Source organism: Mesorhizobium sp. L48C026A00 (genome assembly GCF_000502375.1).
GTDB lineage: Bacteria > Pseudomonadota > Alphaproteobacteria > Rhizobiales > Rhizobiaceae > Mesorhizobium > Mesorhizobium muleiense.
In genome coordinates this window covers 1-12,421 of the sequence record NZ_AYWU01000034.1, presented here as the reverse complement: position 1 = coordinate 12,421, position 12,421 = coordinate 1, and the positions used below count along the sequence as shown (strand labels likewise).

Annotated in this window: 14 protein-coding genes; 2 read left to right on the top strand and 12 right to left on the bottom strand. The window is 61.8% G+C overall.

Translation table 11 applies throughout. The annotated features are described in order from the left end of the window. Positions 1–258 precede the first annotated feature (258 nt). The 4 genes from X738_RS75235 to X738_RS75225 all read right to left on the bottom strand — a co-directional run bounded on the left by X738_RS75235 (position 259) and on the right by X738_RS75225 (position 5,946). Positions 259–2,136, bottom strand: coding sequence for an ATP-binding protein (locus X738_RS75235; RefSeq protein ID WP_023803009.1), 1,878 nt, complete (start codon positions 2,134–2,136; stop codon positions 259–261). A gap of 82 nt (positions 2,137–2,218) precedes the next feature. Further along, on the bottom strand, positions 2,219–2,974 hold the full coding sequence (locus X738_RS89355; protein WP_031256599.1) for a ribonuclease E inhibitor RraB: 756 nt from the start codon (positions 2,972–2,974) through the stop codon (positions 2,219–2,221). Between the two features lie 327 nt (positions 2,975–3,301). After that, positions 3,302–5,215: a relaxase/mobilization nuclease domain-containing protein gene (locus X738_RS75230; protein ID WP_198032918.1), complete on the bottom strand. Its 1,914-nt coding sequence runs from the start codon at positions 5,213–5,215 to the stop codon at positions 3,302–3,304. A gap of 323 nt (positions 5,216–5,538) precedes the next feature. Beyond that, positions 5,539–5,946 (bottom strand): plasmid mobilization relaxosome protein MobC, encoded by a 408-nt coding sequence (locus X738_RS75225; protein WP_023803006.1) that lies wholly within the window; start codon positions 5,944–5,946, stop codon positions 5,539–5,541. A gap of 484 nt (positions 5,947–6,430) precedes the next feature. Here X738_RS75225 and X738_RS75220 point away from each other — a divergent pair, with 484 nt between their 5' ends. Both X738_RS75220 and X738_RS75215 read left to right on the top strand, forming a co-directional pair. Next, positions 6,431–7,111 (top strand): ParA family protein, encoded by a 681-nt coding sequence (locus X738_RS75220; RefSeq protein WP_023803005.1) that lies wholly within the window; start codon positions 6,431–6,433, stop codon positions 7,109–7,111. Positions 7,112–7,155: 44 nt separating this feature from the next. Next, positions 7,156–7,518, top strand: coding sequence for a hypothetical protein (locus tag X738_RS75215; RefSeq protein ID WP_156942713.1), 363 nt, complete (start codon positions 7,156–7,158; stop codon positions 7,516–7,518). An 80-nt stretch (positions 7,519–7,598) separates the two neighbouring features. Here X738_RS75215 and X738_RS75210 read toward each other — a convergent pair whose 3' ends face one another. From X738_RS75210 to X738_RS75175, 8 genes are all read right to left on the bottom strand, one after another. Further along, the gene (locus X738_RS75210; RefSeq protein WP_023803003.1) at positions 7,599–7,940 is read right to left on the bottom strand and encodes a hypothetical protein; all 342 of its coding nucleotides are present in this window, start codon (positions 7,938–7,940) and stop codon (positions 7,599–7,601) included. Between the two features lie 58 nt (positions 7,941–7,998). Further along, entirely contained in the window at positions 7,999–8,322 is a 324-nt protein-coding gene (locus X738_RS75205; RefSeq protein ID WP_023803002.1) for a DUF736 domain-containing protein, read from the bottom strand. A 692-nt stretch (positions 8,323–9,014) separates the two neighbouring features. Then, the gene (locus X738_RS75200; protein WP_023803001.1) at positions 9,015–9,548 is read right to left on the bottom strand and encodes a hypothetical protein; all 534 of its coding nucleotides are present in this window, start codon (positions 9,546–9,548) and stop codon (positions 9,015–9,017) included. Positions 9,549–9,623: 75 nt separating this feature from the next. After that, positions 9,624–10,250 (bottom strand): hypothetical protein, encoded by a 627-nt coding sequence (locus X738_RS81265; RefSeq protein WP_023803000.1) that lies wholly within the window; start codon positions 10,248–10,250, stop codon positions 9,624–9,626. Between the two features lie 91 nt (positions 10,251–10,341). Further along, entirely contained in the window at positions 10,342–10,518 is a 177-nt protein-coding gene (locus X738_RS75190) for a plasmid mobilization protein (RefSeq protein ID WP_023802999.1), read from the bottom strand. Positions 10,519–10,675: 157 nt separating this feature from the next. After that, positions 10,676–11,095, bottom strand: coding sequence for a hypothetical protein (locus tag X738_RS75185; protein WP_031256594.1), 420 nt, complete (start codon positions 11,093–11,095; stop codon positions 10,676–10,678). Continuing rightward, on the bottom strand, positions 11,085–11,345 hold the full coding sequence (locus tag X738_RS75180; protein WP_023802997.1) for a type II toxin-antitoxin system prevent-host-death family antitoxin: 261 nt from the start codon (positions 11,343–11,345) through the stop codon (positions 11,085–11,087). The genes X738_RS75185 and X738_RS75180 overlap by 11 nt, the downstream gene beginning before the upstream one ends. A gap of 61 nt (positions 11,346–11,406) precedes the next feature. Next, a complete protein-coding gene (locus X738_RS75175; RefSeq protein ID WP_031256592.1) occupies positions 11,407–12,348 on the bottom strand; it encodes a DUF2493 domain-containing protein in 942 nt (313 codons plus the stop codon). Positions 12,349–12,421: the final 73 nt, after the last annotated feature.

Genomic DNA, 12,421 nt, shown 5'->3' with positions numbered 1-12,421 from the left:
GAACGCTTCTAGGTTTGGGCTCTGGGAACCACGTCGTTGGTTGTCATTGGGAATCCTGCTGTCTTCCAGCTACAGCGACGAGTGATCCGCGGTTCACGGCCGACCCGCGACATCACGAAATAACTGTCGCCGCCGCGGCCGGTCCAGAGGCAAATTCGAGGCATTGAAACAACAGACCGCCGTCTCGGGCCGTTGCTACGGCTCTTCCGCTACCAAAATTTTGAAGTAACTAGAAATCATGCAACTGCCGCCGCGCGACTATTCGGCTGGCACAGGATCCGGCGCAGGGACCACGACCGCCGACGAGGCCTGGGCCATGTTGAACCGCAGCACCTCCTCGAAAACTCGGTTGCGCGCCTTGGCGTCGGTAATAAGCGAGGCGGCCGGCATTACATAGAGGTGCAGCGGAATATCGTCGTCTGTGCCGATGACGAAGTCGTCATAGACCACCCGTTCGCTTAGCGAGAACACGTCCTTGAACCCGGTACGCTTCAAGTCTTTATAGAATTCGTCATCAATCTCAACGACCGAGAAGGCGAACACTTCCCGCACCGTCTCGATCCGGTCGACGAGCTCGCTGGCATAGAGGCGGCACTGTAGGAGCGCCTTGTTGTTGTCGAAGATGTCGGCGCCAGGCTTCTTGAATTCGATGATGACTAGCCTGTTGGGATGCCCCTCGTTATCCTTGGAAAAGAAGGCCGCGACGTCGGGCTTGCGCTGCTGCTTCGACTCTGTCTCGATGCCGACCTCGCGGACGATCTTCGCTAGGGTCGCGTCGCTGTAGATGCTGGAGTAGGACAGGAATTTGTCGTCCACTAGCCAGACATTGTTCTCGCGGATATTGCTGCCATCGCTGTGTTTTTTCAGGATCGCGTCGTGAAGGACGTGCTCCGCAGATTCACGCGGCATCTTGGCTAGTGAGTCGATGACTAGCGCCCGATGGACGATGAAGCGGGCCAGATCGTCGCTGGCGAGATGAGAGATATCGTCGAAGTCAACCTTGCGGCCTTCGACCATGTCTTCCACGAGTTGGTCTTCTCGCCGCGCCTGCTGCGCCCGATAGGTTTTGACGATCTCGTCAGCGTCCAACATAGCAGCATCTCCGTTCAGGGATTCAACGGTGATGAACGGATAATATTTCTGAAGCTTCTCAATATTGGCGGCCTTGAACGCATCGATGTCGCCTTCCGCCGTCTCGTTGATCATGGCCAGGCATTCTTCGTGGATGCGCGGCATGAGCATGTCGCGGCTGATCGGCGACACGAGATCGGCGTCGGAGGTCGTCTTTGGAATTTCGAGCTTCTGGCGCTCGATATTGGAGCTGCGGTTCAGATAGGTCGAAGTGATCGAGATGAGATAGCGGCAGATGTCGAACCGCTTGCTGATCTGATACTCCTCGACGCATAGCTGGTCGGCACAGAGCATCGCGACGATCCCTTTGTGCGGGGCCTCCTCGCGGAACAGATAGCAGTCGAACGTCTCGCCGCTGACCTCGAACGACCGAGTCTTCAGCGCCTCGATCTGCTCGCCTGACAACACGAATGTATCCGGAAAGGGCTGCTTCGAATTGTGGGTGAAGGTAATCGAGATCGTCTGTCCGGCCTGCTTGTTCAGAAACAGCAATAGACGCAGGTCGTCGCACATCGAATTGACGAGCTTGGTAACTTGCGTGTTGATTTTCTCCCTGAGCTCGGAAATCGTTATCGTTGTCTCCAGCTTTCCCGAAGTCGCCGTCCGCTTAATATCTTCCGGCTTAAAGTCAGGAGTGTAACGGAATTCGACCAGATGTACGGGTAGTTGGCTGCGAACCTCGACGCGGTTGGCATATTTCAGAAAGGAGAGGCGGCCGACACCCTTACCACCGATATCGTCTTTGTGGCCTGTGCAGATCTCATCGAAATAGTTGAGATTGTCCTGGGTGAACCCCTCGCCATTGTCGGAAACAGTGATCCGGTCGAGGACGTTGCGCACCTCATCGCCCAACAGGTCCGGCTGCTTCTCGAACCAGAGATCGATGGAAATCTCGTTCGCACCGGCGTGGATCGAATTGGTGATCCCCTCACGGATCACGTCCCGCGCCGTCACGCCGCCTTTGTAATGCTCGGCGATGAACTTCTTGAGATTAATCCGTGCCATGACGACTGTCTAATGAGGCGGCCCTTGGCAAGCAAGTGGGCCGCTATTGCTGCAATGGCCTAGAAAACCACCTTTTCACTCTCTAAGGCAGGGAGTCGATATGCCAACCACACGAGAGGGGCGCGGTGCGAAGGCGTCGCTCCCATCGTCGGGCGGCAGGCGCTGGGGGATACGCTGCGGTGCAGCCCGAAGACAGCCACGAAAACGCGGATGCGGTGGGTTCGGGAGCCTTCGGCTGCATAGTCAGGGCTTTCCGCAAGAACTCCGAGGGCACAAGGTTGAACGACGAGCGAGGCTGGTCAATGCGATCACGTACGCTCGGCGGCAACCAGAACCGTCTATCGAGCAGCAGGTCTTTGACCAGTTCACCTCCGAACAAGACCGCCGCCCGGGCTTGAGCTGCCTGAACTTGCGCTGAAAGAGCCGCCCGCTTGCTCGACTCATTAGGCCAAAAGGAAACCTCCGTCTTCGGCGGATACTGCCATCCATCTACGCTTGAGGGGCCATCGGGCGGATCGCCCTCGCCGTACGTATCGTCCGCATCCTCGAGAAACGACTCAAGCTTCGCCTGAAGGGCAGTTATCGTCGATGCTGTCGGCTCAATCCGCACAGAGGCTATCAAGTAACAACGAGAGCCGTGTTCTTCGTTGGAGTTACGAAGCTGGAAACCGGCGTCTTGCGCCTTGCCGGAAAACGTCTTTCTCCGATCGAAATTGGGGAATGTGCAATGAAAGTCTATTTGCCTTTTCGGGCCTAATTCGCCCCACTCGTCCTCGAGCTCTACTAGTTGTCTAGCGTTTCGTTCGTCTGGCGACTCAGAGCTTGGTGGAAAGCGCATGCTGGGGAATTCGCTCAATTAGTGCGCCGACAGAAAAGGTCATGTCTGGAAGAAGCGCAAGGGCGCACGCCGATGCCACCCGATCAATAACTTCACATGGCGACGTTCCGCAATCGGCCTCAAAACAAGACGCTCATTATCTGGCGCTGAGCGTCGGCAGCTGGCGCGACCGCGACGTCCATCATGGTCAGCCGTAATGTCTGCTTCCGGGCGCGGCAAGGTTTGTCTCTATGGCCGACATGGGGCGCATTGCTGCCATTCCTGATCATTGTATGACGAATGCGTCGCAGACCTACCTCCGTGGGAGGACGCTAGGTCGGCCCTTGCTCAGCGCTCGTAATCGTTATCATTCGAGCGCTGGGTCTTACGGTCCTGCTCTTCCGACTGCCGTGCCTTCTGTTTGTTGGCGTCCTTTTGCTTGGCTCTCACCTGCTCCTGCTCGGTGCCTGTGCGCGGCTGCTCCGGCTCGCGGGGATCGTCCCGAGTTGGAAGGTCGCGCCCTCGCGCCTCGCGCTCGGGGATCGGCTCGCCGACACCGCCACGACGCTGCTGCTGCCGCTCGAATTGCAGCCGCGCCAGACGGTCGTGCATCTTGTCGTTCACCTCTTCACGATATTGTTCGAACTGTCCTTGATGCGCCGGCGGCAGCGTCTCGCGCATGTTGTCTAGAGCCTGATTGACGCGGGCCATCTGACGCCGCATTTCCAAGGGGGTTTGCGCCATGTTCAAATCTCCTATCAGTGCATTCAATTCTCTCATACCGGGATGGGACAGGAAAGACTTCTGTCCCGCCTGATCAGCTCCGCGATCCGCGGCAGGACCTGGCTGCCCATCCCCTGCCCGCTCGCGACGGAACTGCAGAAAATTGTTGCCGATCGACTCCGCTGCCGTGAGAGCCTGACCGACTACGCCCGCGGTCCGCATTGTCGTCACAGTCTTTTGCCACGCGGCAGCAATTGCATCGCCGTTCACGACAAGGGACTGCCCGTCTATACGGCGCTGCTGTTTGGCTTCTACCCGCTCGATCGTTCTGGCACTGACCTGGTAGCGCGGATCGCTCTGGGCGCGGCTATAAGCCCCCGCATGCTCCCTCGTGAATGGCCGCGTCATCGCATGGTCCATGCGCCGCGTCGCCACCATCGCAATACCGTTCTCGCGTGCCTTTTCCGCGAAGGCTTCGCGCCAGGCTGCGAGATCCGGCTTATAGAATTTCAGGCGCTCGCCGTCGGCTGACCTTGCTTGCACCATCGCATGGATATGGACGTGCTTTGTGTCCTTGTGATGCGCCAGGACGAACTTGTATCCCGCCGCTCGCTCCTCGAGCACGTCGCGCGCCGCGGCCATGACGGCGTTGGCATCGGTGCCGGCCCTTGCCGAGAAAAGCAGGTGATAGGCATTGCGCCGCTCACGCCCCGAAAACTGCGGGCGCCATTGTTCATAGACCGAAGCCGCCGCCTTCGTGGAATTCTTCACCCCGGGCACAGCCTCGCCATTTGCGTGGCGGACTTGGCTGTGGGTGCGGATGAACTTCTGCAGGAAATATTTCGCTTTGGGTTCACGGCTCACCGCCGCCGTCACCTCTGCATTGGCTACCACCCCGGCCGCGCCCATCGCCTCAGACAAACGTGCCTCGATCTTGTCGAGTGCCTTGCTGCGCGACTTTTCCCGGCCGCCGGCCAGGACTCTCGCAAGCGGTCCCGCCCGCTCATCGGTGTGCGCGTAAACCTGCACCGCCTGTCCGTCCTGCGCATAGATGAACGGTTTTGCACCGAATGCCTCGTTCAGCGCCTCGCTCAAGGCGGCATCGGCGACCTCGCCGGCGAGCTCGAAACGAACCTCCAGAAAATTGGTATTCTCCAAGGGCGGTTCGAACGTCTCGCAAAACGTCTCCAGGAACGCCTTTCGTGCGGCGCCTGTCGCAAGGACCTGTCCATCCTCGTCGAAAATCTCGATGTCGTGTTTCTCGCCTTTTTCGTCCTCGCGCTTCCCGATGTAATTGAGCAGCCGAGCGGCGGCTTCTTTGGTCGATGGCGGGTTGGGCATGACCTTGAACACAGCAGGCTGCGCGCCCGCCGCATAGCCTGCCCGCGCCGCCACGGCCCGCGCCTGATAGCCCGCCCGCGCCGCTCGTCCTGTACCGCCAGAGCGGCCAGCACCACGGGCGCCGCCGCCGCCCCGCCGCTTCCAGTCTTCCTCCTCCTCTTCCGGCCGGAAACCGGCGAGCGTGGCGCCATAGACCATGATCGGCGCGCTAGGAGCGTTGGGCGAGCTTGCAGCGGCAGCGAACTTCAGTGCCCTGCTGGACATGGAGCTCCCCGCCACTCCTGTCCCTCCCGGCGACGAGCGAGGGGCGTTCCTGCCGCCACCAACCGTCGAGCCGGCTTGTCCTTGCCCGAGGCGTCCGCCGGCACCGGTCCACTCATGACTCTTCATCGCCTGGAATTCGGCGGCCGTGCGTCGGGCGCCCGTCAGAGACTTGTCGTCTTCTAGCTCCTCACGCTTCGCTCCGGACACGCCCCGCAGATAGCGTTCGATTTCGGCGGCGTAGCCAGCAAGACGACCGCTCATGGCCTGGCCTCCCTCACCTTGCGGGGCCCGACGGTCATCGCCTTAAGTTCCTCGCGGAACTGCCGCACGAGGTTACCCACGGCGATCAGCGCCTGCTCAAGATCCTCATCATGGGCAACTCGCCCGTCATTCATCGCGCGCGCGGCCTGATTGAAATTGACGCCGACGCGCCGCAGCTGATCGGTCATGTCCACGATCGCCGGCCGCAACGCCTCTGATGCGACAGGCAGGTGCCCGGCCTCTGCCCTCACGAGACGGCGGACGACCTCGCTGACGGTTACGCCGTCCCGCTCCGCAATGGCTTTGAGGCTGGCCAGCTCGTTAGCCGAAAACCGGATGTGCGTCACCTCGCCATAGCGTCGCGACGCGCTCTTCACCGCTGCTTTCTGGGCGTCTGCATCCATCTCTCAAGCCCGCTTGCGGGCGCTAAGGCCCGCCAGGGCCGCGCCGCTTATTTTGTGTGTATCACAAAATAGGCTATCCTGCCAATAAAAGACGTGGAGAAGTAGAAATGTTTGGGGGCGCGTCTTCTCACCAGCGCAGTTGTCGACGGCACAGCCCGACTGCAGCGTCGCAATGTCTCCATCGTGATTTGTTGTGATGTGGCGTTGAAGACTTGTTTCCATGTTAACATGGAAACATCAGGGCGGTCCGCACTCCGGTCAGCCCGGCAGATCATTTCTCGCATGAAGATGGCAACCGCCGCGTTAGTGACTGCACCCTGAGCGGGCCTTTATCGATGCGCGCCTGGGTTGCCAAACCGGTCTGCCCCGTTGACTATGCCACCCATGTTTGGATGTAATATTGGTCCATGTGTCCATGATGACTTGTTCCCATGTTCCCATGTTTACATGGACACAAGGAGCCCACGCCGGAAGGAGGCCCCCAATGATCATCTCCGCTGCGATCCCCAAGGGCGGCACTGGCAAATCGACGATGCTGCGCGCCCTTGCATCCGTCGCGCTGCATCGGGGCTATTCGGTCACTCTTGTCGACGGCGACCGGCGGCAGAACATGAACCGCTGGTTCCAGATGCTGGGTGAAGCTGGCAATCGTCCTGACAGGCTGCAGCTGGTGAGCGCGATGACCCCGCAGGAAATCCTTGACGCCGCAGCCATTCACAACTGTGAGCGCTCCGTCGTCTTGATCGATACGGAAGGCACCACAAATGACAACCTCATGGCCGGGCTCTTCGCAGCCGATATTATTGTCGTGCCGGTCTATTTTGCCCTCGACGATGTGACCGCCGCCATCCAGATCACTGACCACTACATCCCGCTGGCGGTCGAGAGCCGGGGTAAACCGCTGCCTGCGATATTCGTGCTGACCAAGCAGACCATCATCGATGGCAGGGCGCGAGCCCTGACCGAACTGCGCGCCATCATCCAGGCCAACGGCACGCCGATTGCAGAACACGTCCTGCACAATCGCGTTGCCTACCGCGACCTTCAGACCGGGCAGACCCTTTACAGCCCGGCGGTGCCTGACGCGAAGGCGGTTGCCGAGAGCGAAGGGGTCTTTGACGACCTTCTGCAAACCTTCATCGAAGCCACAAGGAACGCGGCATGAGCGAAGAACCCGCACCGAAACCCGGTGACGACAAGAAAGCCCGCATGATGAAGGCGATTTCCACGCAGCCGCCGGCACTGCCGAGCATGTTCATTTCATCACCGAAAAACGAGGGGCAGAAGCTGGAGCCAAATGCCGGATCGGCCATGCCGCAGACGCTCGAGCCGGCATCGGGTGCAACGCCTGACTTTCGCAAGCTGCTGCGGCAGGGCCAGAAAAAGGATCCCGTCGCCGGGAAGAAGATTCGCGAGGAGGAGATGATCCGCTGCGGTTACTACCTGACGGCTGCGGAGCAGCGCCAGTTCAAGCTGCTGGCGATCAGCAACGGGCACAGCATGACCGAACTGCTGCGAAGGGCTGTGCAGGATTACATTCGCATCCATAAGCACAAATTGCCGAAGGAATAATCGGCGGTCGTGGCTCTTTGCGACGCGAAAAAAAGGGCCCGCGACGGAGTGTTCCGTTGCGGGCCCTTTGATGTATTTGGCTACTCGGGTTGGTTGAGGTGTTTCAGCAGTTGACCAAGGAAGTCGTCCCGATCCGGAAGCGCACTGGCTGCCGCTTTGTCGCCGACCAGCTTTGCCGCCAGTTTGGGCGACAACGGCATGAAGTCGTAGCCGTGTGAGATGGCTGCATGGCGAAGATCGTCAAGCGCTTCGAACGCGCGATCGTGGGTGCCAAGCCAGAGCGCGGGCTCGTCGGTTTCCTGGTGGGGGAACGCCTGGAGGAAGTAGGTCCGAAGCGGTGGGTCGTAGCCGATGACAGCGTCTGGATCCGAGCGGACCTGTCCGGGGGCGGTGCCAGTGACAGTGATGGTGTAGCGGCTCATTGCAACCTCCTTTTGCCGGTGGGGAAGCCGGCCCCTTGCGGAGCCGGCCACCGATGCCTCACTGGGGGTTGTTCCAGAGGATGACCTTCTTGTTCTCCTCGCCGCCCGGGGCGGGTGCGAGGTTGCCGAAGATGACGCCGATCTCAGGCGCTTCCAGCTTGACCGAGAGGTATTCCTCGCCCGAACGCTGGGAGGTGCGGTGCCAGCCGGCTCCGATCTCGAAGCCCGTGCGCTTGTTGACGATCCGGTAGTCGGGCGCGTCCTCGCGCGACTTGTTGGTGTTCGGGATCAGGGTGATCGGGGCGTTGACCCGAAGCGTGGCAAAGACGCCTTCCATCGAGCCGTCGGCCTTGGTGGTGAGGTTTGCGATCGTGGTGGCCATGGTAGTTCTCCTCGGTTGCATCGGGACCATTCCCGATGGCGCCAAAGGAGAGGGCCGTCCTGCTGCGGTCATCTCGGCGAAAATTCTGGAAAATTCTATTCGCCGAAAAAACAGCGGGCAGGCCCTTCGCCTGTCCGCGGACAAAAACAGAAATCGAATTTTCCTGAATATTCGCCGAGTGTACCCCCAACGGGGGTTGACCGCACAAAGCAGGCGGTCGTCTACAAAGGCGACATGAAACGGGAATGGCCCCGGATGCGGCAGATGGACAAGAACTCAGGCCGCCATCGCTTGGCCGCCCATGAAACGCTGCCGGATCGCGGGAACAGGCTGCGGCCTCTCGGGTCATGTCGTCGGCATCGCCAACAGATCGAACAGCAGCATGGCGCTTGAACCGCCTAGCGCATTCGGTATGGCGGCACATCGATTTCGAGATCGGAGCCGATTGGCAGCGAACTTCACGCCCTCTGGGCGATGCCTCGCAACCAGGTTGGATGACCAAGAATCCAGGATGTTCGGCAATCTTGCACCCGCGTCAGATGCGAGACGGGTCAGGAGGATCATTCTGCACAACGCCCCGCGGCTCTGCGCGCGTGGGGCGGTTTCGAAAGGGGCCGGCTCCGGCCGTCCATAAAAGTGGAGTTGGTAGCGCGGGGCCGGATCGCCGGGCTGTCGGGGGGACCGCGCCGACATCATCCTGGCAAGGCCAGACGCTCGTCCGGCATCATTCGGGCTTCGGCTTCGCGGCGAATGTCCGGACCGGCATGGCGGAGCATGGCGCACCAGTCTTGCACATTGTACGTCGTCGCCATGCTGCCCTTGGCCAGATCGTAAATGACGCACGGCTTGTTCGCGATGGCGAGCCGAAGCACGTTGACGGCCGTCCCGGGCGATGCGCCGTCCCAGACCATCATCCCAAAGTCGGCGCGCCGCGCCATCTCCCGGTCTTTGGCAGCGTGGAACCAATCCCCGTCAGCGCCTTCAGGAGACGGGACATGGTAGGCAGCCCAGTCGCCCAGATTGTTGCGAGGTTCCTTGCCCGCATGGAAGACCCCGACATGTTCGTAGCCGTAGCCAGCGAGCAGGGCCTGCGCCTCGGCGTCGGCTCCAGACGCGTCGCCAATCAGCACGCCGTGCTCTGCAGCGACGATCGCGCCGATGCGAGCGATGGCAGGTTCCGGCAGCTCGAATATCTCGCGTGATCCATCTATGAATATCATCGACATCGTGACTTTCCCTTCTCTCTAGCGCCCCCCGCCCCGCGCCGGCCGCCCTCTCCCTCGCCCCTGCGAGAGGGATCGTCACCCGAAGGCCGAGACGGCGAAAGCCGGCTCGGGGAGCGGCGAGGCGCCGCGACTAGAGCCCGGCCGGCCGTAGGCCGGCGCGCCCGGACCCTGCCGCTGGTGCTCATGCGCTCGATCCAGGAGTGAGCTTCTGGCTGGCCGACAAAAGCCACTAGCTCCACGCGCGTAACGCCTCCGGCACGATCGACCCTGTTGATCGGACAACTCGCCCTCGACCACCGCCATGCCGGGCAAGGCGTCGGCAGCGGCCCGGTCAAGGACGCGCTGCATCGCTGCGTCGCCGGCGCCGACATCGCGGTGGGCCGCGCGGTGGTGGTGCGGGCGATCGATGACGGATTGTCGCGCGCGGGGACGACGGATTGTCGCGCGCGGGAATGAATCCTGCGGCGGCCGCCGGCCGGTGCGGATGGCGCGCGGTGCGCTGTTTGGCTGGATCACGCCTGGCGCGAGGCCGTAATAGCCGACGACTGCGTCCTGGTCGTGAACGATCAGGACGCGGGTAAACCCGCGGGCCTGGTTCGTTCGCGCGAAGCCGGCCAGCCAGGCGTCGAGCGCGGCCTTGCTGCAATCGAAGCTGCCGAGGCGGTGCGCGTCGTCGAGGAGTTCGATGCCTGAAAGCGCCACCTAGCGGTCCCAGGGCGGGGACCAGCGCAGCCGCTCGGCCGCCTTCGGCGGGGGCGCAGCGGCGGGGGGTGAGATCGCCTGCACTAAGGCGTCATAGGTTTGCGGGGAGGCGAATGACGGTTTCGCTGAGGGCCTCGTGGAGTGCTGCGCGTCGCATGAACTCCGTGCGCGACAGGCCGAGCAGCTGCGCGCCGCGGTCGATGATGGTGAGATCATTCTCGCGAAACCGCATCGAGACGGATATCTTCCTATTTGCGGCGGCGGCCATGGTGCGTTCCGTGCTGGATGGACATAGGTCGGGGCAATGCAGCATGACACCGGATTTGCGTGACGAAGCCATTCCTGTTCCTGCGACCGGCGTACAGGCATGCGGAAATACGGACTGATTCGATCCGAGGTATGCTCCCCGCCGCGAAAAGAGAACGTCAATCCAGACGGCTGACGCGGCGGCCCTCGCTGCGCGCTTCGATAAAGGCGCCTGCGATCTTCATCATGAATGCCTTGCTGAAACGACCGAGGGGCTTACCGTCGGATTCGATGTACCAGGAGCGTTCGGCAATATCGTAGTTGTATTCGTCAACCACGATCCAGCAGCGTTTGAGATCGGTCAGACCGGCGCGGCGGCACTCGATAGCGGAGACTTCCAAACCGACCCGATCGCCGGGCGGTGGCTGGGTGGTTATCGCCAGGAGCCCGAGATGGGTCAGGCCATCTCTTGCGCCGCGGACAGCGATGACCACGCAGGTCGGCCGGCTCTTGCGGCCTTCCGTTTCGCCGCGCTCGTGTTGCCATGCCCAAAGATACGGGTAGGAGATCACCTGACCAGGCAGAAATCTACCGCTCATCATCGTATCCTTCCCCGCGCGCCAGTCGGTCGATCTCGGCGACGAAGAGTTCCGTGTGTTCCTCCGGCATCTCGGAAACATGGTATGCGCGGCGGGGATCGCCGCCGATGCGCATCCGTTCGTAGTGCTCGTAACTCATTAACACGAACCGGGGTTTGCGGTGCTTGGTAAGAATAACGGGTTCGCGGCTGGCAACGTCGGTGACGTCGCCAACCTGCTTGTTGAGATCCCCCGTCGTGAACTGGCGCATGGCTGGACTCCTTATCGATCTCCATATTATCTGGATTTTCCTGATTTGCAAGAAAACGGCCTCACGCGCCGTCCTCCGCGAACCGCCACACGGGGATGCCGAGCCGACGCGCCTTGTCGGCCAGGTTCTCGGTGATGCCGGAACCGGGAAAGACGATCAGGCCGTAGGGCACCACCGAGAGAAGCTGGTCGTTGCGGCGGAACGGAGCCGCCTTGGCGTGCCGGGTCCAATCCGGCTTGAAGGCGATCTGCGTGACCTTCCGGTTTTCGGCCCAGCAGGCGGCGATACGTTCGGCGCCGCGCGGGCTGCCGCCGTGCAGCAGGACCATGTCGGGATGCTTTTCGCGCGCCTTGTCGAGCGCGTCCCAGATCCGATCGTGATCGTTGCAGTCGAGGCCGCCTGCGAAGGCAATCTTGGTGCCAGCTGGAACAAGCACCTCGGTTTCGGCGCGACGGCGGGCGGCGAGGAAGTCTCTGGAGTCGATTACCGACGCGGTCATCGCCTGGTGGGAAACCTTGGAGCCGGTGCGCGGCCGCCATGCCGATCCGGTCTGCGCCTCGTAGAGGTCGGCGGCCTCATTGCGCATGATTTCGAGCACGTTGCGGCGCTCGATATAGGTGATGCCCTCGGCCGTGAGCCGTTCCAGCTCGACCGACTTCACCTCGGAACCGTCCTGCTCCTGTTGGCTCGAACGCTGCGCCTCCTCGTTGCGGTCGAGGCTGCGGGCGACGCGCTCGGCGGCACGGTGGAAGACGTTTGCGAAGGACCAGAGCAGGTCGTCGAGATCGGGTTCGAGCCTGGTGTCGCCGAGCATGCCGGCGAAGGTCTCGACGATGCCGGCGAGGCCAGCCCGGATCGCCTCGTCATCGGGCAGCGGGCGGGGATCAGGTTCGTCCTGCTGCGGGCGATGGCCGTACATCTGTAGTTCGAGGATGACGCGGTCGGTCGGCGAAGAGGCGTGGTAGGGCTCGTAGGCATCGTCGAAAGGAAGCTCGTAAGTCATGGCGGTGTCTCCGTCGGTTTCGGCCGCGCCCATCGCGGCCTGACAGCGCATCCCGGCCGCGCCCCGGGCGCGG

What these genes read in the sequence shown, in the direction of transcription:
- X738_RS75235 (WP_023803009.1), bottom strand. Translation starts at nt 2,136, where the DNA reads ATGGCACGGATTAATCTCAAGAAGTTCATCGCCGAGCATTACAAAGGC.
- X738_RS89355 (WP_031256599.1), bottom strand. Translation starts at nt 2,974, where the DNA reads ATGCGCTTTCCACCAAGCTCTGAGTCGCCAGACGAACGAAACGCTAGA.
- X738_RS75230 (WP_198032918.1), bottom strand. Translation starts at nt 5,215, where the DNA reads ATGGTCTATGGCGCCACGCTCGCCGGTTTCCGGCCGGAAGAGGAGGAG.
- X738_RS75225 (WP_023803006.1), bottom strand. Translation starts at nt 5,946, where the DNA reads ATGGATGCAGACGCCCAGAAAGCAGCGGTGAAGAGCGCGTCGCGACGC.
- X738_RS75220 (WP_023803005.1), top strand. Translation starts at nt 6,431, where the DNA reads ATGATCATCTCCGCTGCGATCCCCAAGGGCGGCACTGGCAAATCGACG.
- X738_RS75215 (WP_156942713.1), top strand. Translation starts at nt 7,156, where the DNA reads ATGATGAAGGCGATTTCCACGCAGCCGCCGGCACTGCCGAGCATGTTC.
- X738_RS75210 (WP_023803003.1), bottom strand. Translation starts at nt 7,940, where the DNA reads ATGAGCCGCTACACCATCACTGTCACTGGCACCGCCCCCGGACAGGTC.
- X738_RS75205 (WP_023803002.1), bottom strand. Translation starts at nt 8,322, where the DNA reads ATGGCCACCACGATCGCAAACCTCACCACCAAGGCCGACGGCTCGATG.
- X738_RS75200 (WP_023803001.1), bottom strand. Translation starts at nt 9,548, where the DNA reads ATGTCGATGATATTCATAGATGGATCACGCGAGATATTCGAGCTGCCG.
- X738_RS75190 (WP_023802999.1), bottom strand. Translation starts at nt 10,518, where the DNA reads ATGGCCGCCGCCGCAAATAGGAAGATATCCGTCTCGATGCGGTTTCGC.
- X738_RS75185 (WP_031256594.1), bottom strand. Translation starts at nt 11,095, where the DNA reads ATGAGCGGTAGATTTCTGCCTGGTCAGGTGATCTCCTACCCGTATCTT.
- X738_RS75180 (WP_023802997.1), bottom strand. Translation starts at nt 11,345, where the DNA reads ATGCGCCAGTTCACGACGGGGGATCTCAACAAGCAGGTTGGCGACGTC.
- X738_RS75175 (WP_031256592.1), bottom strand. Translation starts at nt 12,348, where the DNA reads ATGACTTACGAGCTTCCTTTCGACGATGCCTACGAGCCCTACCACGCC.